Below are 22,160 nucleotides of genomic sequence, written 5' to 3'. Positions count from 1 at the left end.
ACTAATGGATTTTAAAGGCTCCGCCTTTAACGGGGTCCAGGGGCAGAGCCCCTGGCCTTGCTTCCTTCTACCTCACCCTCACCACCCCCGGCATCAGTTCGGCTTACGTGGGGCCAGTGCCAGGGACAGTTCGCGGAGGCGGGTGGCATCGACGGGGGCGGGTGCGCCCATCATGAGGTCTTGGCCTTGTTGGTTGAGGGGGAAGGTGATGACTTCGCGCAGGTTGGGTTCATCGGCGAGCAGCATGACCATGCGATCGATGCCTGGTGCGGCGCCGCCGTGGGGTGGGGCGCCGTAGCGGAAGGCGTTGAGCATGCCGCCGAACTGGGCTTCGACGATTTCGGGTCCGTAGCCGGCGATTTCGAACGCGCGCAGCATGATTTCGGGTTTATGGTTACGGATGGCGCCGGAGCAGAGTTCGACGCCGTTGACCACGATATCGTACTGGAATGCCTTGATGGTCAGCGGGTCGCGGGTATTGAGGGCTTCGAGTCCGCCTTGGGGCATCGAGAACGGGTTATGGCTGAAGGCGATTTGTTTGGTGTCTTCGTCCATTTCAAACATCGGGAAATCGACGATCCAGCAGAATTTGAAGCTATCGTTGCTGATCAGGCCGAGGTCGTTACCGAGTTTGGTACGCACGCTGCCGGCAAATTTAGCGGCGGTATCGCGCGGGCCTGCGGCGAAGAACACGGCATCGCCCGGTTGTGCGCCCACGGCGGTGCGGATGGCTTCGGCGCGCGCCGGTTCAAGGTTTTTCGCGATCGGGCCTTTGGCGCCGTCCGCCTCGAAAATGATGTAGCCGAGGCCGCCGGCGCCTTCGGTGCGGGCCCAATCGTTGAGTTTATCGAAAAAGCTGCGCGGGTTGCCTCCGGCGCCGGGTGCGGGGATGGCGCGGACCACGCCGCCGCCCGCGACGATTTTGGCGAACAGGCCGAAGCCGGAATCCCGGAAGGCATCGGTTACGTCCGCGATTTTCAGCGGGTTGCGCAGATCGGGCTTGTCCGAGCCGTAGGTCAGCAGCGCGTCGTCGTAGGCGATGCGCGGAAACGGCCAGTCGCTGACGGTTTTGCCGCCGCTGAATTCCTTGAACAGCCCGCCGAGCACGGGTTCGATCGTGGCGAACACTTCTTCCTGATCGACGAAGCTCATTTCGAAATCGAGCTGGTAGAATTCGCCCGGGGCGCGATCGGCGCGGCTGGCTTCATCGCGAAAGCAGGGCGCGATCTGGAAATAGCGGTCGAACCCGGCGACCATCAGCAATTGCTTGAACTGCTGGGGTGCCTGGGGCAGGGCGTAGAACTGGCCAGGGTGCAGGCGCGAGGGCACCAGAAAGTCGCGCGCCCCTTCGGGTGATGACGCGGTGAGAATGGGGGTGGTGAATTCGGTAAAGCCGCGCGCGGTCATTTCCCGGCGTAGCCAGGTCACCACATTGGCGCGCAGCATGATGTTGCGGTGCAGTTTCTCGCGCCGCAGATCGAGGAACCGATAGCGCAGGCGCAGGTCTTCGGGAAACTGGGCATCGCCCGCCACCTGGATCGGCAGCACATCGGCGGCGGATTGAAGCACGAAATCCTCGACCCGCAGTTCGATTTCACCGGTCGGCAGCCGCGGATTGACGGTGGCGGCGTCGCGCGCGACCACCGTGCCGGTCACTGTGATCACGCTTTCGACGCGGGTGGCTTCCGCCAGATCGAACACGGCGGAGCCGTTCGGGATCACGCATTGGGTGATGCCGAAATGATCGCGCAGATCGATGAACAGCAGCCCGCCGTGGTCGCGCTTGACGTTGACCCAGCCGGAGAGGCGGGCGGTGCTGCCGGCATCGGCCGCGCGCAGGGCGCCGCAGGTATGGGTGCGATATTCGTGCATCGGGGACCAGTCCTGAATGAAATCAGGGGCAAATGGACGTCGTGGGTCTTTCCTGTCAAGACAGGGCGTGGCACTCCGTTATAATGAAGCCGCACGTTAAATTCGCCGAACCCGTCCTGATCACCACCAGCGAAGCCCTGGCCGCCCTGTGCGAACGCCTGGCCGCTGAGCCGTATGTGACGGTCGATACCGAGTTCATGCGTGAGCGGACCTATTACCCCGAATTATGCGTGATCCAGCTTGGCGGTGTCAGCGATGTCGCGGTGATCGACGCGCAGGCCCCCAACCTCGATCTGGCACCGCTCGGCGCGTTGTTCGCGAACCAAGGTGTGGTCAAGGTGTTTCACGCCTGCCGGCAGGATATCGAGATTTTCCTGCTGAAATTCGGTGTCGTGCCGACCCCGATTTTCGACACCCAGGTAGCCGCGATGGTCGCGGGGTTCGGCGATCAGGTGGGGTATGACACGCTGGTGTCCTCCCTGGCGGGCGGCAGCATCGACAAGGCGCACCGGTTTTCCGACTGGCAGGCAAGGTCGCTTTCACCCGCGCAGGTCACCTATGCCGCGGCCGACGTAACCTGGCTGCGCCTGGTGTACGAGGCGTTGCGCGATCGGCTGGTGCGCGAGGGCCGGCTCGATTGGGTGGCCGAGGAAGCCGCTATTCTGAACGAGCCCGGCACCTACCGCACCGACCCGGCGGACGCGTGGCGGCGGCTGAAGCTGCGCGGTGCCAACCGCCGGCAACTCGCGCTCGTGCAGGCGATCGCGGCGTGGCGCGAGCGTGAGGCGATGCGGATCAACATTCCGCGCCAGCGCGTCATCAAGGACGAACAGATCCCTGAACTCGCGGCCCTCGCCCCCGGCGATGCCGAGGGGCTGACGCGGGTGCGCGGCATCACCCGCGGCTTCGCCGAGGGTAAATCGGGCACCGCGTTGCTCAGCGTGATCGCTGCGGCCAAGGCGCTGCCGGAGCGCGACCTGCCGCACCTGCCGCGCGCCAACGACATGATCAAGCCATCGCCCGCGCTGGTCGCCTTGCTGAAAGTGCTGCTCGCCGAGCGCGCCAACGCCAATCACGTCGCGGCACGGCTGATCGCGTCAGGCGATGATATCGATGCGTTGGCCGGCGAGGATGCGCCCGATCTGCCCTGCCTGTCCGGCTGGCGGGCGGACGTGTTCGGCACGGATGCGCTACGTCTGAAGGCGGGCAAAATCGCCCTGGCGGCGAAGGGGCGCCGGGTCGAGGTGGTTGAGTTGGTGGGGTAAGACCGCACACCGGATTTAGAAAGCATCAGTTTTTCGTCTATATTCTATATTTTGATCTTTTATAGAAAACTCCAATTTTTGTCTTGGTCACGATCACGTTAACTGCTATTCATGTTGCATAGCGTTACAGGGTTATCACTGAAAGCGAATTTGAGCATGGATGGGTCTCCGCCGTTGGAGCCTGGCGCGGTCATTGGACGTGCCGACGAGTTTGACACGCGCGTCATCGACGATGTTATGGCCGTTCTTGTCCCCCTGTGGCGGCGTGAATTCGGTCGGAAAGGCCAGGATGTGGCCGCTCATGTGCTGCACATCTCGGTCGGCATCGGGCGCATGACGCGGTTCATCGATGCGGTGGAGGCCGAACTCGGTATGCGGATACCGCCTACGGCGCTGATGCGGCTGGGCACCATCAAGGCGCTGTCGGCCGCGATCGCGCGCGGTGCGTTTCCGCCGGCCTCGCCGTTGGTTCTGCTGCGTGACGGTCGGGACGACGCGGCGCTGTACGTGGTGGCCGCCGGCACCGGGCTGGTGCTGGAATTGTGCGAACTGGCAGCGAACATCGAATTTCCGGGCCAGATCTGGGCCTTGCAATTGCCGGGGCTGGATGGCGAAGCGGCACCGCTGACATCGATTCCGGCGATGGCACGCCTTTACGCCGATGCGATCCGGGCGCGGCACACGGGTCCGGGCGCGATCAATCTGATCGGCTATTCGTTCGGCGGGCTGGTCTGTGTCGAAGTGGCGCGGATTCTGGGCGATTCGGCCTCGCCGATCGGCCTGGTCGGGCTGATCGACAGCGCGAGTTACGAAAAATACTGGCCGCGCTCGGAATGGCTGCGGGTGGTGTGCCGGCGCGGCGCGCGGCGCCTGGGCGAGATGCGCGAGATGACGCCGCCGGCCGCCCTGCGGCACCTCATCAGCCGGGCGGCGGCGCTGGGCCGGCACTTCGGCCGGCGGCTGAACCCGGCCGCTGGGGCAGCGAGTTTCACGCAATCGGCCTATTACGTCAGCGGGCTGGAGCCGAATTTGCAGCGTGTACGCGATGCCTCGATCATCGCGTATGAAAGCCACAATCCGGCACCGACCGATCTGGCGGTGGTCCTGTTCAAGTCGCAACATGGCGACCAGCACGGCTGCGATCCGGTGCGGATCTGGCGACGATTGGCGCGTTCGGTCGAAATCGTGCCGGTGCCCGGCTCACACATCACCATGCTGCGCAAACCCTGCGTGCAGGTGCTCGCGCGTCAGATATCGGACCGGTTGCAGTAGCGGCAGCCACGGGCCGGAACGACACTACTGTCGTTCCGGCCCGGTTTTGGATTACTGCACTTCCTGCGGCGGCGCCTGTTCTTCCTGATCGCCTTCGGGTTTCGGCAGCGCCGGCTTGGGCGCTTCGGCGATATCGAACGCGAGGGCGCCATCGCGGAAGCTGACCTTCACCGCACCACCGGTCACCAGCTTGCCGAACAGCAGCTCTTCGGCCAGCGGCTTCTTGATCAGCTCCTGAATGACGCGGGCAAGCGGCCGCGCGCCATAGAGCGGGTCGTAGCCGCGCTCGGCCAGGAACTCCTTGGCGGCCGAGGAGAGCTCGATCGTCACGTTGCGGTCGGCCAACTGGGCCTCGAGCTGCATGACGAATTTTTCGACAACCTGCGCCACGATTTCCGGTGTGAGGCCGGCGAACGGGATGATCGCGTCGAGACGGTTGCGGAACTCCGGCGTGAACATGCGCTTGATCGCTTCCTCATCCTCGCCCACGCGCACCTCCCGGCCGAAGCCGATCGCGGCCTTGGCCATATCGGCCGCACCGGCGTTGGTGGTCATGATCAGAATAACGTTGCGGAAATCGACGTTCTTGCCGTTGTGGTCGGTCAGCTTGCCGTGGTCCATCACCTGCAGCAGGATGTTGAACAGGTCCGGATGGGCCTTTTCGATTTCATCGAGCAGCAGCACGCAATGCGGGTGCTGATCGATCGCATCGGTCAACATGCCGCCCTGATCGAACCCGACATAGCCCGGCGGGGCGCCGATCAGGCGCGAGATGGAGTGGCGTTCCATGTATTCCGACATGTCGAACCGCGTGAGCTCGATCCCCAGCGTGCTGGCCAACTGCCGGGCGACTTCGGTTTTACCAACGCCGGTCGGGCCGGAGAACAGATAGCAGCCGATCGGCTTTTCCGCATCGCGCAGCCCGGCACGCGCCAGTTTGATCGCGGCGGAGAGTGCCGAAATGGCGGCATCCTGCCCGAACACCATCGATTTCAGGTCGCGTTCCAGCGTGCGCAGCGTCTCCTTGTCGTCGGCCGAGACCGATTTGGGGGGAATCCGCGCGATCTTGGCGACGATTTCCTCGACATCGCGCAAAGTGACGGTCTTGCGGCGCTTGTTTTCCGGCAGCAGCATCCGCGAGGCGCCGACCTCGTCGATCACGTCGATCGCCTTGTCCGGCAGCTTGCGGTCGTGGATGTACTTGGCCGAAAGCTCGACCGAGGCGCGGATCGCATCGTCCGTGTAACGCACCTTGTGGTGTTTTTCATACACGCCCTTGAGCCCGCGCAGGATCTTCACCGCATCGTCGATCGAGGGTTCATTGACGTCGATCTTCTGGAACCGCCGCACCAGCGCCCGGTCCTTTTCGAAATAGGTCCGGAACTCCTTGTAGGTGGTCGAGCCGATGCAGCGCAGCGCGCCGGAGGACAGGGCCGGTTTGAGCAGGTTCGAGGCATCCATCGCCCCGCCCGAGGTCGCGCCGGCGCCGATCACGGTGTGGATTTCATCGATGAACAGCACCGCACCGGGCAGAGCCTCGAGCTCGGAAACCACCGCCTTCAACCGCTCCTCGAAATCGCCGCGGTAGCGCGTGCCGGCGAGCAAAGCGCCCATGTCGAGCGAATAGATGGTCGATTTCGCAAGCACTTCCGGCACATCGCCATCGACGATGCGCTTGGCGAGGCCCTCCGCGATCGCGGTCTTGCCGACGCCGGGGTCCCCCACGAACAGCGGGTTGTTTTTCGATCGGCGGCACAAAATCTGGATCGTGCGCTCGATTTCCATCTCGCGGCCGATCAGCGGATCGATTTTGCCGGCCTGCGCCTTCTTGTTCAGATTGACGCAGTAATTCGCCAGCGCGTCCTGGCCGCGCTTGGGCTTCTGCTCGGCCTCCGCCTCGGTGTTCTCGGCGCTGCCGGTCGGCGTGCGCGGCACCGAACGGCCGGGCGATTTGGCGATGCCGTGGCTGATGAAATTCACCGCGTCCAACCGCGTCATGTCCTGCGCCTGCAGGAAATACACGGCATGGCTCTCCCGCTCGGAGAACAGCGCGACCAGCACGTTCGCCCCGGTCACCTCATCGCGGCCGGACGATTGCACATGGATGGCGGCGCGCTGCACAACGCGCTGGAACCCGGCGGTCGGTTTCGGGTCACCCGCCCGATCGGTCGCGAGGCCGGCCAGATCCTTGTCGAGAAATTCGGTGCTCTCGCGGCGCAGCCGTTCGATATCGACGCCGCAGGCGCGCAACACGGTGAGCGCATCGGCATCATCGATCAGCCCGAGCAGGAGATGTTCGAGGGTGGCGTATTCGTGGCGACGCTCGGCGGCAAACGCCAGGGAGCGGTGCAGGGTTTGTTCAAGATTGCGAGACAGCATATTAAAATCCACTCCTAGCCGGGCTTCCGGCGGGCGGCCCATGCCACCCTGGTCAAGCCCGATACGGCTCAGCCGCGAAATCGGTCGTCATGCGTAGGCTCGGCACGTACGGTGTCTGTATAACACTATCATGACATGATACCGCACAAACCTTTCGCAATGATGACCAAAGGAGATCACCCCTGCAAATTTATCGGCCGCAGGACGATGATTCATCGTCCTATTCTTTCTCAATCGTACATTGCAGCGGATGTTGGCTCTGGCGCGCCAGATCCATCACCTGAGTCACCTTGGTCTCGGCGATTTCGTAGGTGAACACGCCGCACACCCCAACGCCGCGGCGGTGCACATGCAGCATGATGCGGGTGGCCTCCTCGCGGCTTTTCGAAAAAAACCGCTCGAGCACGTGAATCACGAACTCCATCGGCGTGTAGTCGTCGTTCAGCATCAGCACCTTGTAGAGGGCCGGTTTGCGAGTCTTGGTGCGCGTCCGGGTTGCCACCCCGGTGCCCAATCCATTGCCAGTGCCACGACGATCAGAGCCAGACATCAACCTAATCTCAATTCTTATCCGATGCAGCATATCCACAGGTCGCCCGGATGGGAAAGCAAAATTTGCATCACGGGCGCGATTGTCTGCACGATTGTCCGTGAGCATGCCGCCCCAGCGCCGCCATCGGGCGTCAGAACTTCGCCGATACCGCGAGCGAACCGTATTCATGAATGCCACCGATCTGCCCGACATAGCGCCGGGTCTGGAACACCTGGGTATAGCTCAACCGCACCCCGTGCCAGATGATCGCGACCCCGGCATCGAGCTGACCGACCGCATGGGTTGGGTTGACCGCACGGCTCGACTGGAAATCCGCACCCGACAGAAATTCATCATGCCCGACCAGCTTGCCCGCCACCCCGCCGAACACATACCACACGAACGGCCGCGTCTGGCGATACGCATCCGACCCCGAAGGCCCCGGGCGCAGCAGCGGCGCGCCGAAATCGGAGTTCAGCCCCTCGCCGATCCGAAAAGACACCGCCGGCTCCAGATACGCCTCGGTCGTGCCAACCATGCCGGACAGCTGCGGCAGCGCATCCACCTCCAGCCCGTTGCCGAACTGCGCGACCCCGACGCGCCAGGTGCGCGAGGCCAGCACATCGAACGCGGGTTCCGACGGCAATTGATACGCCCAACCATGCGTGCCGCTCTGGCCGATGATCGCATGAAACCCGTTCTGCACAATCTCGGCGCCGGCATCACGCCCGACCACCCCGGCATCGAACCCCAGCACGGTGCGGGAATTGTGCGTATCCTGGATCAGTTCAACCGTGCCGAGCAGCGACCCCGCATACGGCTCGTCGTTCACCGGCGGATTGATCGCCTGGGTCGCGGCGGGGGTGAAAATTTTCTGGGTCAGGCTGATGCTGATCCGCTGATCACCGGCCCCCAGCAGATCATGCCCGAAATTGGCCACCGCATCCGGCAGCGCCCCCTCATGCGAGGTCCAGCCGATGTGCAACCCATTGACGTAATACCGGTCCGTCAGGCTCTGCGTACTGATCGATGCGTTTTCATCCTGGATCGTCCAGGTGCCGGATGGAAAACCCGCTCCCGCAGCTGCCGTGGTTGTCGTCGATTGCGCCTGACCCTGCGCGATCCCGAGCAGCGGAGCGGCGCAAAGGGCGATCAGAGCCAGTGACTTGGTCATGCGGGTCGTCCTGAATGTCATGTCGGACGGCAGACGCCCGATATTGGTGGTTCGCAGCCTGAATGTATGGCGCGCCGTGGCCGCGAAGCAAGATGGCTGTGCGGATTCCGCCACACCGACATCGAAATCCGCGCGCTTTTCGCATGGAACCTATGAGGAATACATCCGTTTCAAAGTACGGATCGTAGCGTAAGTTATAGTTCGAGAGCGAAGTTAATTGAGCGTAACCAAACGCTCACCGTTTCACTCGCTTCAGGAAGTTTTGGAATATTGCCATGAGACGCTTTGCACTGACATCCACCATCATCCTCGGCGCACTCTGGGTCGCGCTGGGCGGTTTCGCAAGCGCGGCGCAGACCCCCTCGCCCGTGGGTGACTGGCTGACCGGGCGCGGCGGTGCCGTCGTTCAGATTGCCCCCTGCGCCGATCAACCCGGCCTGTGCGGCCATATCGTCGGCCTGATGCTCAACCACGGCGCGGCCATCCCGTCCGACTACCAGGGCCAGCCGCAATGCGGCTTCGAGCTGATCCGCCCCTCCGCCGAACACGGCAGCGCGTGGCACGGCGGCATCGTCGATCCGCGCAACGGCAGCGAATATCACGCCGAATTCCACGTCACCAACGCCGGCGAACTCGCGCTGCGCGGCTACATCGGCCTGCCGATCTTCGGCCAGACCCAGCATTGGATGCGCTACCAGGGCCAGGTGCCCCACTCCTGCCGCATCAACCAGGCGCAGATGGCCCAGTCCAACCAGGGCCAGACCCAGCGCAACGACTGAGCGCGGATTACAGTCAACCCAGGCATTGGGGCCGCGCCAGCATCGTTTTCCGGCGTGGTCTGTCTCGTCATCTTGACAGGGGCGGCAGGGCCTCGCACCCTCAGGGGGTCGGCACCCTGGGGAGAGAACCGTTTTGAGCACCAAGGCCATTCGCATCCACGCCCATGGCGGGCCTGAGGTTCTGCGGTGGGACGATGTTCCCACGCCCGAGCCCGGTCCGGGCGAGGCGCTGATCCATCACGAGGCGATCGGGCTCAACTATATCGACATCTATTTCCGTATCGGCCTCTACAAAATCCCGCACCTGCCCGCGACGCTCGGCATGGAGGGGGCCGGCGTGGTCCGCGCAATCGGCGCCGGCGTGACCGAGGTTTCAATCGGTGACCGCGTGGCCTACGCGGGCGGCCCGATCGGCGCCTACGCGACCGAACGCGTGATCGCGGCGGACCGCCTGGTGAAATTGCCGGACAGCATCGATTTCGCAACCGGCGCCGCCATGATGCTCCAGGGCATGACCGCCCAATATCTGATCCGCCGGACCCATCGGGTGCAGCCCGGCGAGACCATCCTGGTCCACGCGGCAGCCGGCGGCGTCGGGCTGATCCTGTGCCAATGGGCCAAGCAGATCGGCGCCATCGTGATCGGCGTGGTCTCCACCGAGGAAAAGGCCGAAATCGCCCGCGCCCACGGCGCCGATCATGTGGTGATCGGCCACGCCAATCTGGCGGCCGAGGTCAAGCGCCTGACCGATGGCGCGATGGTGCCGGTCGTCTATGATTCGGTCGGCAAGGACACGTTCGCGCCGAGCCTCGATTCCCTCGCACCGCTGGGGCTGATGGTCAGCTACGGCAACGCCTCCGGCCCGGTGCCGCCGATCGATCTGAGCATGCTCGCCGCCAAAGGCAGCCTGTTCCTGACCCGCCCGACGCTTGCGACCTACACGGCCAGGCGCGAAGATCTGGTCGCGGTCGCCAATGATCTGTTCGATGTGGTGGCGAGCGGTGCCGTGAAAATCCGCGTCAACCAGACGTTTCCTTTGGCCGAAGCCGCCGCCGCACAGGAAGCGCTGGAGGCACGGCGCACCACCGGCAGCACGGTCCTGATCCCGTGAGCCCTCAATCACATAAGCGTGTACGCCACGATGCAGCCATGTTTCGCGGATCATATCGTGCAAGGTGAGGCTGGCGTTGCGAAATACGCTTGCTGTTCCGCCGTCTCGCCCTAAACTACTGTCTTGTCTGCCAGATCACTCATAGAACGCCCGACAAAAGGAGCCACCGATGACTGAGAATGCGAATTTCAATGGCCGCCGCGCGCTGCTCAAAAAGGCCGCTGGTCTGTCCGCCGCGATCGCCGCCGCCGGCGTCGTCGCGACCCAGTCCGCCAAGGCCGCCGGCATGGCGCAATCCGCCGTGCAATATCAGGACAAGCCCAAGGATGGCCATCAGTGCGATGGTTGCGCGCTGTACATCCCCGGCGCCTCGGCGACCGCGAACGGCAAGTGCAAGGCCGTCGCCGGTTCGATCGCGCCGGCCGGCTGGTGCACGCTGTGGAGCCCGAAATCCTGAACGGGTTTCAGCTCTGATCGGAGCGTCCAGCACGCTCCTGACAAGAACGCCCGGTCCAGCAGGACCGGGCGTTTTGCTGTCGGATCAACGAAACCGCAGATTACTTGCCGGTCTCGACCTGGCCGCGAATCTCGCCGGCCGGAAACTTCACGGTGTGGACGTTCACATACGCCATGCCATCGAGCAGAACCTTCGCCTGATCGGCCGTGATCTTCGCGTGCCCGGTGATCGGGCTGGCATGCGGACCGCTGATCGGCACCAGCACCGGTGCGTTCTCACCCGGTTTCGCAGGGCCATGAAAATGCGACATCGTCACTTTGCTGGTCAGATGGCTGTAGACGACATGCCAATACAGCATGTGGGTGTTCGAATTATAGTGGCCCGTCATCTTGCCCTTGCCCATCGAACCGGTGACGGCGGCGCCGGGTGCGAGGGTCGCGTGCAGATAGGTCACTTTGGCCAGGGCAACGCCCGAGAAGGCGATGACGGCAGCAGCCGTCAACGGCATGATGCGTGTGGCGGATAGGCGCATGGTCGATCTCCTGTTAAAAACGGCACGGCGCCGCAATGCGCATATGGGGTGGCAGATGTGTCCGCAAGAAGGCATCGCAGCACCGGCAACGAACGCGGACCAGCGCCTCGGTAAGGCAGCGCTCATCTTGGCGGCAAACCACCGGAACCATCTGCCCCGCCATGTCGCCGCCGTTCAAGCATTTGCAACAATCATGCGCTTGCGTCCTGCCGGTTTGCGGCGCAGAGGCGGCTGATGCAGGACAGTTCTTTCAGTGCCGATGCAATCAAGGGCATCCGCCGCATGTTCATCCGCGATCTGGTGCTCGATGCCGCGATCGGGGTCTACGCACATGAGCATGGGCGGACCCAGCGGATCAGGATCAATCTCGATCTGGCGATCGAGGATCAAGCCGCTCTCCCCGGCGCGCGTCACTTGTCGCGCCCCGGCGTCGGGCGGGATGATCTGGCGCGCGTGGTCGATTACGAGCAGATCGTGATCGCAACCCGCGCCACGGTCGCGGCCGGCCATGTCCAGCTGGTCGAAACCCTGGCCGAGCGGCTCGCCGAAATCTGCCTCGCGGATGCGCGCGTCGTCGCTGCCCGCGTGATGGTCGAGAAGCTCGATGTCTTCCCCGATGCCGCCTCCGCCGGCGTCGAAATCGAGCGCCGCCGCACACCTTGACCTTCCCATGGTGGCAATCACCATAATACATCCACGGCCTGATACCGGGCCAGAGGAGATCGATCATGGTTGAACTTCACGTCGGCGGCATGACCTGCGGCCATTGTGTGCGCGCGGTGACCGAGGCGGTGCACAGCGTCGTTGCGCAAACGCCGGTTGCGGTCGATCTGCCGACCGGCACCGTGCGGATCGAGCAGGCAACCTCGGCCGACATGGCCGGCATCACCGCCGCGATCGTCGCGGAAGGCTACACCGTCACCTGAGCCGCCCGACCTGACGGCAACGCACCGTCGTGTATTAGACGGCGCCTCGCCGTCGGTTGCTCCGCGGCGAAGCTGTTTCTATACGTGCGCCAACCCCATCGCTACGTTCAAGCGATCGCACCGGACAGGATCAGCCAATGGCCGCATACCAATACGTCTACGTCATGAAAGACCTCACCAAAGCCTTCCCCGGCGGGCGCGAGGTGTTCAAAGGCATCACCCTCTCGTTCCTGCCCGGCGTGAAAATCGGCGTTCTCGGCGTCAACGGTGCCGGCAAATCGACGCTGCTGAAAATCATGGCGGGCATCGAAAAGGAGTTCGGCGGCGAGGCCTGGGCCGCCGAGGGCGCCACCATCGGCTATCTGTCGCAGGAGCCACATCTCGAACCGGACCTCACCGTCGGTGACAACGTCGCCCTCGCCTTCGCCGATCTGCGCGCGGCACTGGCCCGGTTCAACGCGATTTCCGAGGAATTCGCCGAGCCGATGGACGACGACAAAATGAACGATCTGCTCGCCGAACAGGCCATGTTGCAGGAAAAAATCGACGCCGATGACGGCTGGGAGCTCGACCGGCGGATCGACATCGCGCTCGATGCCCTGCGCTGCCCGCCCGCGGAAAGCCCCGTCACCAACCTGTCCGGCGGCGAGCGCCGGCGCGTCGCCCTCTGCCGGCTCCTGCTCGAAAAACCCGACCTCCTGCTGCTCGACGAACCGACCAACCATCTCGATGCGGAATCGGTCGCCTGGCTCGAAAAAACCCTGCGCAACTACGCCGGCACCGTGATCGTGGTCACCCATGACCGGTATTTCCTCGAAAACGTCACCAACTGGATTCTCGAACTCGAGCGCGGCCGCGGCTACCCGTTCGAGGGTAATTACACCTCCTGGCTCGAACAGAAGCAAAAACGCCTGTCGCAGGAGGAAAAGGAAGAATCCGGCCGCCAGCGCGCCCTCAAGGAAGAGCGCGAGTGGATCGGCGCCTCGCCCAAGGCCCGTCAGGCCAAAAACCAGGCCCGCATCACCCGCTACGAGGATATGCTCGCGAAATCGAACGAACAGGTCGGCGGCGTCGCGGAAATCATCATTCCACCCGGCCCGCGCCTCGGCGGCACCGTGATCGAGGCGGAAGACCTCCGCAAAGGCTTCGGCAACCACGTCCTGATCGACGGTCTCTCGTTCAAACTGCCGCCAGGCGGCATCGTCGGCGTGATCGGGCCGAACGGTGCCGGCAAAACCACGCTGTTCAAAATGATCACCGGCGTCGAACACCCCGACGGCGGCACCTTCAAAGTGGGCGACACCGTCAAGCTCGGCTACGTCGATCAGTCACGCGACAGCCTCAACCCCGATAAATCGGTCTGGGAAGAAGTCTCAGGCGGCACCGACGTCATCACGCTCGGCAAACGCTCGGTGCCATCACGCGCCTATGTCGGTGCCTTCAACTTCAAAGGCTCCGATCAGCAAAAGAAAGTCGGCATCCTCTCGGGCGGCGAACGCAACCGCGTCCACCTCGCCAAAATGCTCAAAGGCGAACACAACGTCATCTTGTTGGACGAACCGACCAACGATCTCGATGTCGACACCCTGCGCGCCCTCGAAGACGCGCTGATGGAATTCCCCGGCTGCGCCGTCATCATCTCGCATGATCGCTGGTTCCTCGATCGCCTCGCCACCCACATCCTCGCCTTCGAAGGCGATAGCCACGTCGAATGGTTCCAAGGCAACTTCCAGGCCTACGAAGAAGACAAACGCCGCCGACTAGGTGCAGACTCGACCGAACCGCACCGGATCAAATATCGCCCGCTGACGCGCTGATGGGGACGGTCAGTGATGGGGCTTCGCCCCAAACCCCACCAGGGGGCTTTGCCCCCTGGACCCCCACCAAAGGCGGAGCCTTTGGAATCCATTAGTTTTAGGATTGGGGAGGGCGCTGCTACGTCTTCGCCGTCGCAACGCCGTGCCGCGCCCTCCCCAATCCTAAAACTCCGGGTTCTAAGGGCTCCGCCCTTAGCGGGGTCCAGGGGCAGAGCCCCTGGCCGGGTGTGGGGCGGAGCCCCGCGATGACCAACCCCACCTGGCGCGTCACCACGGCGCGATTACGGCTCGACCCGGTCAGCTGGGCCGACCTCGCCGATCTCGTCGCGTTGAAAACCGACCCACGCGCCTTCGCCCTGATGTTGGGCGGCGTGCGCACCCGCGAGCGCGCGGCGGAAGAATTGGCCGAGGACATCGGCTTATGGGGAAGGCACGGTTACGGCATCTGGACCGTGCGCGGCCTGAACACCGGCAATTTCATCGGCATGACCGGGCTGGCGGCGCGGCCGGATGGGCGCGGCATCGCGCTGCGGTTCGCCCTGTGGCCGGAGGTGCGCGGCGCCGGCCTCGCGCGTGAGGCCGGCGGTGCCGCCTTGCGCTACGGCCATGACCAGGCGCGCCTGCCCCGGATCGTCGCCGTGGCGCGCGCCGATAATTTCGCGAGCCGCACGGTGCTGGGCGCCATCGGCATGGTCGAGGTCGAGGGTTTCGTGCGCGACGATGTACCAATGCTGCTGTACCAGAGCGTGATACGGCGGGACGGCCGCTAGCCTCAGGCCCGCCCAGCGCGATTTTTTGTAGCGAGTTCGATCGCGTGCCGGGTTTTTACGCCGGCGCCCTGCTCCGTCAGGGCCACCCGCTCGGCGTGTGCCAGCGCACCGCTGGCCTCCGCCTGATCGAGGCTTTCGCTCAGCGCATGGTCAATGGCGGCTTCGGTCGCCTCGCGCGCCAGGGCGTTGACCGCGTAGAAATGCCCGGCATGGCCGGCAAGGCGGCAGGCGTCGTGCAGCGCACCCTCGCGTGCCGCGAGCAGGGCCGCCGTCTGCAGGCAGGACATCAGGACGAATTCGATGTTGATATCGGCCGCCAGCGGCAGGGCTTCGGCCAACGCGGCGCGGGCGCGCGGCGTATCGTTCAGCACCATGGCGTACGCGGCGAGATTGCCAAGCGAGAATGCCAGATCGAGCAGATTGCCGGTTTCGCGGCAACTCGCCGCCACGGCGGTCGCTTCCTCGGCGGCGCGGCCGACATCGCCCTGCGCGAACAGGAATTCACCAAGGTTGAGCCCCGCGATCTGGATATTCACCTGATCGCGAAAGTGCCGGCTGATCGCCAAGGCTTCATCGAGCAGGGCGATCGCGCGCCGGCTGTCACCCGCGAAATGGGTCATGGCGGCCAGCACGTTCAGCAACCACGCGCGGCGCCGGGTGCGGCCCATGTTTGGCAGGGCGGCCTCGATCAGCGCGACATAGGGTTGCGCGGCCGAGGTATCCACCGGGCTCATGACACAGACGGCAATGCGCGATGCCGCCAGCGCGATATCCTCGGCATTGCCCACGGTCTTGTAGCGCGCCAGCGCATCAAGCGCGTCGCCGACCCGGCGCTTGTCACCGAACGCGCCGCCGCCGCTCGCAAACGCGATATCAAGCCCGATGCGTGCGGCGACACGATCCGGCGTGGCGGCACCAATGCGCGGCTGTGCCACATCCAGCCAGTGGCGCTGTTCGGCAGTCATGCCCATATCGCGCCACAACTCGCTGGTCAGGCTGACCAGCATGAGCCCGGCGGCGGTGTTGCCGTTGCCGGTATCGGTGATCGAGCCGGGGTCGCGCGGCAGCAGCCCGGCGGAGGTGTTGAACGCCCAGGCGAACGCCGTGCGCAGATTATCGATGTCGCACCGGTAGCGCGCCAGCCATTCATCGGCGCGGCTGGCAGCCCAGATGCGCTCACCCTCGCCATAGTGGCGGATCAGCCAGGCGCACAGACGGTCCATAACGTCGTGCCGGGCCGCGTCGCCGCGCAGCTTTTCGATGGCATGGCGCCGCACCGTATCGGCCAATCGGTAGCGGGTCTCATCGGACCAGCCAGGCACTCTGGTCAGCATCGACTGATCGATCAGGGCACTCACCAGGCCCGGCACCATCGACGGGCGCAGCGGACTCATGCCGATGGTCTCGCGTGCGGCATCGAGCGTGAAACTGCCGCCGAACACCGCGAGCCGGGCGAACGCGACCCGCTGGTCCGCATCCAGAATTTCGTAACTGGCTTCGATCACGCGGTCGAGCGCATGATCGCCGTTGAAGCCGGGGTCAGGCGCATCGAGCGGCGACCCGGTGCCTTTCGACAGGCTGCGCAGCAGTTCGGCAGGCGACAACTGGCGCAGCCGTGCCGCGGCCAGTTCAATCGCGAGCGCAGAGCCATCAAGACGGCCGCAGACCGCCGCGACGATCGGCAAATTGGCTTCGGTGAGCTTGAAATCCGCGACCGCCTGACGGGCGCGGGCAACGAACAGTCGAATCGCCGGGGCAGCCATCGCTGTGGCGAGCGTCAGGTGCCCGCCTTCACCCGGCAGCCCGTGGCCGCCGAGTGCCATGCAATATTCGCCCTCGACCCCAATCGGGGTCCGGCTGGTGGCCAGCACGGTAACATCCCGGCAGCCGCGCAGCAGTTCGGTGGCCAGAATGCCCACCTGCCCCGCAAGATGCGCGCAATTGTCGAATACGATCATCAGCCGCTTGTGGCGCAGCAGCGAGGGCAGCAGCTCCGCCGCGGTGCGATCCCCGCCGAATTTGAAGCCGAGCAGCGTGCACACCGCTTCGGCCACCTGTCCCGCCTCGGATAAAACCCCGACATCGACGAACCACACCCCATCGGGAAACCAGGCCAGGTTTTCCGCCCCGCATTGCAGCGCCAGCCGCGTTTTACCGATCCCGCCCGGACCAACGATGCTGATCAGCCGGTGGCGATGATGATCGAGCAATTCGCCGAGCACCGCGAGTTCCTGATTCCGGCCGATGCAGAAATTGCTCAGCAGCGGCAGATTGTGTGGGCCGCTATCAAGCGAGCGCAACGGTGGGAAATCAGCGCGCAGGTCAGGGTGAGTCAGTTGATGAACCGCCTCCGGCTCAAGCAGGTCCCGCAGCCGGAACCAGCCGAGCCGGTCGATCGTCGCGAAGTCCGGCAGTTCGGCGGCATCCACCATCCGCGCCGCCTCGGCCGAAATCAGCACCTGATCGCCATGCGCAATCGTCGCCAGCCGGGCGGCGCGGTTGAGCGCCGCACCGCCATACTCGTCCCCGACCAATTCCGCGAGCCCCGCATGAATCCCCGCGCGCACCGCCACACCATCGTCCGGCCCGCGCGCGATAAAGGCGCGTTGTAGTTCGAGCGCCGCCGCAACGGCAGGGCCGACGCTGGCAAACGCCGCGTGCGAGCGCGTGGCGCCCGATTTGAACACACGGCCACCGCATTCGCCGACAATGCGCCCGATCAGCGATTTATACCCCGCCAACAAGGGCTGCGGCACACTTCCGCGCGCGGGCGCCTCGGTGGCAGTTGCCGCTTCCAGGTCAGCGATCAGGAAGCACACAGTATCCTTGGCTTTACCGGGCTGATGGCGCGGAAACGGGATCACTGCGGACAAAAATACCTCTCCTGAGCCCAGCGAGACCACAGACCCATTAATGGCTATAATCTCGTTACATGAATGTTAGTATCAGAAAGCCAGACATGTGTGTAGAGGTCTCGCAAGCCGCATCGGCGCCCGCGGGCAGCGCTTCGACGATACCAACGCAAGCGCTAAAATCAGGTTACCAACAACGACAATACAAGCCGTAATCAAGCTGTCCAATACAATTGACAAGCTGTAGATAAAATTGAGCTGAAATTACAACATCAGAAATTACGCATGTAACGATTAACCGCCGCAAACCTTTACCCACGCCGCGTCACGGCCATCGGTCTATGCCGGCAGCTCTCCGGGTGCAGCCCGCGTATTGATGCCGAAATAATCCATATACGGCGCGAAATCCGGCCGGAGCCGCTCAGGATTGATCCCAAAATCCGCCATCTGATAGCGGTTGCGGCCATACCCGCCGCGCGGCGCCGCAGCCAGATGGCCGCGCATCGCCGCCGCCGCCGCCGGTGACAGCGTCTCGCCGAAATGGCGATAGACCCGATCCACCGTCGCGACCGGATCACCGGTCAGATCCTCATAGTGCAGGTTGATCAACCGCTCCGGCGGCACCGCGCCGCTGCGGTCGAACGCCACCAGCAATTTCGCCCCTTCGATCCAGCGCTCGGTCACCTGCCGGCCGATCTCCACCGTGTCGATCTCCCGCAGGAACGGCGCCCGCAGCACCTCCGTCATATGCGCGACCGAGGCAAAGACATGCACCGGGTCCCGATGCACCACCACGAATCGCGCATCCGGATAGGTCGCCAGAATCGCCGGAATCGAAAACGTATGGTCAGGACATTTCAGCGCCCAGAATTTCGCCCCCACCCCATGCTGCAACGCCTGCAAATACCGCTTGTGAAACGCAAACGCCGCATCATGGCCAAACCCATCGAGCCATGTCGTGTAGGACGGCACCCGGAACGTCGTATCGAACCGCAGCGACTGGAACACATGCGCGGTAATCTCGCTGCACTCCTGCGGACTGTCCGCATCGATCGGATGAATCGCCGGAAAATCCGGCGCCATCCCCGCGAAAATATCCAACTGCCGATCCGTCTTGCGCGCCGCCGCACTTCCCCGCTTGTCGAAATCGCGCGGCCGCGGCGCCGGATACAGCGTCTGCCACACCCGCGGCACCATCACGTCCGGATCATAGCCAAGCAGCGTATGCAAAAAACTGGTGCCCGACCGCGGCAACCCCATAATGAACAGCGGCGCCACCACCGGCGCCGCCCCGATCGCCGGCGTCTCCGCATGCATCCGCTCGATCAGCGCAGCATTGCGGGCCAGCCTTGTCAGATCATACCGCACCGAAACCCGCCCGAACAACGAAAGATGCGTCTCGCGCGCCATCGCCTCGGTCAGCCGCGCCAAACCCTCCCGCGCCGCCCCATCGAGCGAAACCCCCGCCGCCCGCGCAATGCCATCCGCCGTCACCGCCGGCCAATGGCGCGGCACCACCGCCTCCACCGCGCCAAACCCCGCCGACAAAGCCCGAAACGACAGGCTCTTGCCCTGCCGCAACGCGGGAATCGGCGGAACCGGCGCGGTGCTCATCTCAGTGGCGCTCGATCAGCTCGATCTTGTAGCCGTTCGGGTCCTCGATGAACGCAATCACCGTGGTGCCGAACTTCACCGGGCCCGGCTCGCGCGAAATCTTCGCACCCGCCGCCCGCAGTTTTTCCACAGTCGCCTTGATGTCCGCCACACCCAGCGCCAGATGGCCGAACGCCGTGCCCTGATCGTAATGATCGGTGCCGTAATTATAGGTCAGCTCAAGCACCGTGTGGTCCTTCTCGCCACCATACCCCACGAACGCCAGCGTATACTTGCCGTCCGGCACATCAGTCCGGCGCAACTCCTTCATCCCCAGCAACTTGGTATAAAAGCCGATGCTCTCCTCCAGATCATTCACCCGGATCATCGTATGCAGATACTGAAACTCGCCGCTCATTCTGGTTTCCCTTTCCAACGATTATGACCCAACGATCATCAAGCCGCCGGATCGATGCCGAGCAGAAATAACCCCGCCCCATCCGCCGACGCAACCATCGCCGCGCGCTCGATCAATATGGCGCCCAACGCCTCGAATGCCACACCGCGCAACCCAGCCTCACGCGCCCCGGCAATCGTCGCCGGCCCCAACGTCGGCAAATCCGCCCGCCGGTCCTGCCCCGGCTTCACCAGCTTGACCAACACCCCGCCCGGCCCCGGTCGCGCCAAAGCCCCAGCACGCGCCAACATCGCATCCGTGCCCTCAACCGCCTCGACCGCCAGCACAATCCCTTGTTGCACCACGCAAGCCTGGCCGACATCCGCCACACCCATCGCCCGCACCACCGCAACACCCCGCGCAATATCCGCCAACGCCGCCGCATCCGGCCCCACCCGCGTCAGCAAACCCGCCGGCGCCAAAACCTCCGCCATCACCTCATGCGCCCCCAGAACCCGAAACCCCTCCTCGCCCAGAACCCGCACGATCGCTGCCAGAAACCCGTCATCCCCCGCAAACGCCGCCCGCCCCACCCGCGCCAGCAACCGCGCCCCCACCGCATCCGGCCGCAAATCCAACAACGATGGCCGCTTCACCGGCCCCGCCAACACCAAATCCACACACCCCGCCCGCCGCAACGCCGCCACCGCAACACCCACCGCACCCAGCCGCACCACCTCATGCGGAAACCCACCAACCACCCGCAAATCCGCATACCCCTCCAACGCCACCACAAAAACCCCACGCCCCGCCGCAAGCGCCGCCAACGCCACCTGACCGGGCAACGGACCACCGCCGGCGATGATGCCTAGGGTCATGGGGTGGGGTTCGGTGAGGAAGCAGGCCAGGGGGCTTTGCCCCCTCGACCCCCACTAAGGGCAGAGCCCTTAGAACCCGCTAGTTTTAGGCAAGGGGAGGGCGCTGCCTGGGATTTTCCGTCGATCTGGCCTGGGTCGCCCTCCCCTTGCCTAAAACGAATGGATTTTAAAGGCTCCGCCTTTAACGGGGTCCAGGGGCAGAGCCCCTGGCCTTCTTCCTCACCCCACCCCACCCCGTCACCCCTCGGCGTCGTCAGCGGCGGTGGTCGTCGTCCGGATCAGGCCGCGTTTGCCGGGGTTGGCGGCGAAGGCGAGGATTTCGGTGGTGTGGGGGTCGTGGGGTTGCGATTGCAGGGTTTTGAGGCGTTCCTGGAACGGGTGGGTGCAATCGCGGAACAGGGCGTTGAAGGTGGCGCGCATGTGGTGGATGGTGGCGTGATCGATGTTACGCCGGCGCAGCCCGATGATATTGAGGCCGGCGAGCCGGGCGCGGTTGCCGATGATCATGCCGTAGGGGATCACGTCGGCTTCGACGCCGGACATCCCGCCGATCATCGCCCCTTGACCGATCCGGACGAACTGGTGGATGGCGGCGGCGCCGCCGATGATGGCGCGGTCTGCGATTTCGACGTGGCCGCCCATGACGACGTTATTGGCGATAACGATGCCGTTGCCGAGCTGGCAGTCATGGGCGACGTGCACGGCGGTCATCAACAGGCAATCGTCACCGACGCGGGTGATACCGCCGCCGGGTGCGGTGCCGCGATTGATGGTGGCGTGTTCGCGGATGGTGCAGCGCGCGCCGACGATCGTTTCGGTATCTTCGCCTTTATATTTCAGATCCTGCGGTGCCATGCCGATGGTGGCGAACGGAAAGATTTTGGTGCCTTCCCCGATGCTGGTGCGGCCATCGATCACGACGTGCGAAACCAGGTCGACGCCATCGGCGAGGATGGCGCCGGGGCCGACCATGCAGAACGGGCCGATATGGACGCGCGCGCCGATTTTGGCGTTCGGATCGACGACCGCGAGGGGGTGGATCATGTGTGGTCGGCTTTCTGATCCATAATCATAGCGGCGTAGGTGGCTTCGGCGACGGCGACGCCATCGACCCGCGCGACGGCGTGGAATTTCCAGACATTGCCACGGTTGCGCTCTTTAACAACATGGATGCGCAGCGTATCGCCGGGCACCACCGGGCGGCGGAATTTCGCCCCTTCGACCGACATGAAATACACGATCTTGCCCGCTTCGGACGGACCGAGCGTTTCAACCACCAGCACGGCGGCGGTCTGGGCCATGCTTTCGATGATCAGCACGCCCGGCATCACGGGGTGACCGGGGAAGTGGCCCTGGAAGAAGTTTTCATTGACCGAGACGTTCTTGACCCCGACCGCCGAGACGTTTTCGACCAGTTCGACCACGCGATCGATCAGCAGGAAGGGATAGCGATGCGGAATCGCGTGCAAGATGCCGGCGATATCGATAGTGCGTCCGGCTGGTGTGGCCGGCGCGCTGCTGTCTGGTGTGGTGCCGTCCATCGGGATGGATCCG

The 22,160-nt window shown here is 64.3% G+C and carries 21 protein-coding genes; 10 read left to right on the top strand and 11 right to left on the bottom strand.

Annotated features, from left to right (window positions below):
* Nucleotides 1-93: 93 nt before the first annotated feature.
* Complete coding sequence (aspS, locus tag BW994_RS09330) at nt 94-1,872, bottom strand: aspartate--tRNA ligase (protein ID WP_029311346.1); 1,779 nt, start codon at nt 1,870-1,872, stop codon at nt 94-96.
* Nucleotides 1,873-1,955: 83 nt separating this feature from the next.
* On the opposite strand from aspS, the gene rnd reads away from it, so the two are divergent.
* Nucleotides 1,956-3,137 (top strand): ribonuclease D, encoded by a 1,182-nt coding sequence (rnd, locus tag BW994_RS09325; RefSeq protein WP_029311347.1) that lies wholly within the window; start codon nt 1,956-1,958, stop codon nt 3,135-3,137.
* Nucleotides 3,138-3,374: 237 nt separating this feature from the next.
* Nucleotides 3,375-4,409 (top strand): thioesterase domain-containing protein, encoded by a 1,035-nt coding sequence (locus BW994_RS09320; protein ID WP_162176788.1) that lies wholly within the window; start codon nt 3,375-3,377, stop codon nt 4,407-4,409.
* Between the two features lie 51 nt (nt 4,410-4,460).
* Here BW994_RS09320 and clpA read toward each other — a convergent pair whose 3' ends face one another.
* The 3 genes from clpA to BW994_RS09305 form a co-directional block, all read right to left on the bottom strand.
* Entirely contained in the window at nt 4,461-6,788 is a 2,328-nt protein-coding gene (gene clpA / locus BW994_RS09315) for an ATP-dependent Clp protease ATP-binding subunit ClpA (protein ID WP_029311349.1), read from the bottom strand.
* A 220-nt stretch (nt 6,789-7,008) separates the two neighbouring features.
* A complete protein-coding gene (gene clpS / locus BW994_RS09310) occupies nt 7,009-7,338 on the bottom strand; it encodes an ATP-dependent Clp protease adapter ClpS (protein ID WP_029311350.1) in 330 nt (109 codons plus the stop codon).
* A 133-nt stretch (nt 7,339-7,471) separates the two neighbouring features.
* Nucleotides 7,472-8,494 (bottom strand): lipid A deacylase LpxR family protein, encoded by a 1,023-nt coding sequence (locus tag BW994_RS09305; RefSeq protein WP_051657256.1) that lies wholly within the window; start codon nt 8,492-8,494, stop codon nt 7,472-7,474.
* 275 nt (nt 8,495-8,769) lie between these two features.
* On the opposite strand from BW994_RS09305, the gene BW994_RS09295 reads away from it, so the two are divergent.
* The 3 genes from BW994_RS09295 to BW994_RS09285 all read left to right on the top strand — a co-directional run bounded on the left by BW994_RS09295 (nt 8,770) and on the right by BW994_RS09285 (nt 10,841).
* Complete coding sequence (locus BW994_RS09295; protein WP_051657258.1) at nt 8,770-9,273, top strand: DUF2147 domain-containing protein; 504 nt, start codon at nt 8,770-8,772, stop codon at nt 9,271-9,273.
* 133 nt (nt 9,274-9,406) lie between these two features.
* Nucleotides 9,407-10,384, top strand: a complete 978-nt coding sequence (locus BW994_RS09290; RefSeq protein WP_029311353.1) for a quinone oxidoreductase family protein — start codon at nt 9,407-9,409, stop codon at nt 10,382-10,384.
* A 169-nt stretch (nt 10,385-10,553) separates the two neighbouring features.
* On the top strand, nt 10,554-10,841 hold the full coding sequence (locus tag BW994_RS09285) for a high-potential iron-sulfur protein (protein ID WP_029311354.1): 288 nt from the start codon (nt 10,554-10,556) through the stop codon (nt 10,839-10,841).
* Nucleotides 10,842-10,941: 100 nt separating this feature from the next.
* On the opposite strand, the gene BW994_RS09280 is transcribed toward BW994_RS09285, so the two are convergent.
* Nucleotides 10,942-11,373, bottom strand: a complete 432-nt coding sequence (locus BW994_RS09280) for a CHRD domain-containing protein (protein ID WP_029311355.1) — start codon at nt 11,371-11,373, stop codon at nt 10,942-10,944.
* Here BW994_RS09280 and BW994_RS19630 point away from each other — a divergent pair.
* The 5 genes from BW994_RS19630 to BW994_RS09255 all read left to right on the top strand — a co-directional run bounded on the left by BW994_RS19630 (nt 11,372) and on the right by BW994_RS09255 (nt 14,886).
* Nucleotides 11,372-11,608 (top strand): hypothetical protein, encoded by a 237-nt coding sequence (locus BW994_RS19630; RefSeq protein ID WP_029311356.1) that lies wholly within the window; start codon nt 11,372-11,374, stop codon nt 11,606-11,608. The genes BW994_RS09280 and BW994_RS19630 overlap by 2 nt on opposite strands.
* Nucleotides 11,608-12,036 carry a dihydroneopterin aldolase gene (locus BW994_RS09270; protein WP_029311357.1) on the top strand — a complete coding sequence of 143 codons (429 nt, stop codon included), beginning with the start codon at nt 11,608-11,610 and terminating at the stop codon, nt 12,034-12,036. Before BW994_RS19630 ends, BW994_RS09270 begins: the two co-directional genes overlap by 1 nt.
* A 65-nt stretch (nt 12,037-12,101) precedes the next feature.
* The gene (locus BW994_RS09265; protein WP_029311358.1) at nt 12,102-12,299 is read left to right on the top strand and encodes a heavy-metal-associated domain-containing protein; all 198 of its coding nucleotides are present in this window, start codon (nt 12,102-12,104) and stop codon (nt 12,297-12,299) included.
* 137 nt (nt 12,300-12,436) lie between these two features.
* On the top strand, nt 12,437-14,116 hold the full coding sequence (gene ettA, locus BW994_RS09260; RefSeq protein ID WP_029311359.1) for an energy-dependent translational throttle protein EttA: 1,680 nt from the start codon (nt 12,437-12,439) through the stop codon (nt 14,114-14,116).
* A 245-nt stretch (nt 14,117-14,361) separates the two neighbouring features.
* A complete protein-coding gene (locus BW994_RS09255; RefSeq protein ID WP_029311360.1) occupies nt 14,362-14,886 on the top strand; it encodes a GNAT family N-acetyltransferase in 525 nt (174 codons plus the stop codon).
* 2 nt (nt 14,887-14,888) lie between these two features.
* Here BW994_RS09255 and BW994_RS09250 read toward each other — a convergent pair whose 3' ends face one another.
* From BW994_RS09250 to fabZ, 6 genes are all read right to left on the bottom strand, one after another.
* Nucleotides 14,889-17,759: an ATP-binding protein gene (locus tag BW994_RS09250; RefSeq protein ID WP_139334056.1), complete on the bottom strand. Its 2,871-nt coding sequence runs from the start codon at nt 17,757-17,759 to the stop codon at nt 14,889-14,891.
* A gap of 318 nt (nt 17,760-18,077) precedes the next feature.
* Nucleotides 18,078-19,352: a sulfotransferase family protein gene (locus BW994_RS09245; RefSeq protein WP_076454499.1), complete on the bottom strand. Its 1,275-nt coding sequence runs from the start codon at nt 19,350-19,352 to the stop codon at nt 18,078-18,080.
* Nucleotide 19,353: 1 nt separating this feature from the next.
* Nucleotides 19,354-19,749 (bottom strand): lactoylglutathione lyase, encoded by a 396-nt coding sequence (gloA, locus tag BW994_RS09240; RefSeq protein WP_029311363.1) that lies wholly within the window; start codon nt 19,747-19,749, stop codon nt 19,354-19,356.
* Nucleotides 19,750-19,787: 38 nt separating this feature from the next.
* A complete protein-coding gene (locus BW994_RS09235; RefSeq protein WP_029311364.1) occupies nt 19,788-20,606 on the bottom strand; it encodes an LpxI family protein in 819 nt (272 codons plus the stop codon).
* A 237-nt stretch (nt 20,607-20,843) separates the two neighbouring features.
* Complete coding sequence (gene lpxA / locus BW994_RS09230; RefSeq protein WP_029311365.1) at nt 20,844-21,650, bottom strand: acyl-ACP--UDP-N-acetylglucosamine O-acyltransferase; 807 nt, start codon at nt 21,648-21,650, stop codon at nt 20,844-20,846.
* Nucleotides 21,647-22,147 carry a 3-hydroxyacyl-ACP dehydratase FabZ gene (fabZ, locus tag BW994_RS09225; RefSeq protein ID WP_029311366.1) on the bottom strand — a complete coding sequence of 167 codons (501 nt, stop codon included), beginning with the start codon at nt 22,145-22,147 and terminating at the stop codon, nt 21,647-21,649. Before fabZ ends, lpxA begins: the two co-directional genes overlap by 4 nt.
* Nucleotides 22,148-22,160: the final 13 nt, after the last annotated feature.

Source organism: Acidiphilium rubrum, assembly GCF_900156265.1.
GTDB classification, from domain to species: domain Bacteria; phylum Pseudomonadota; class Alphaproteobacteria; order Acetobacterales; family Acetobacteraceae; genus Acidiphilium; species Acidiphilium rubrum.
This window is presented reverse-complemented; position numbering and strand designations above follow the sequence as displayed.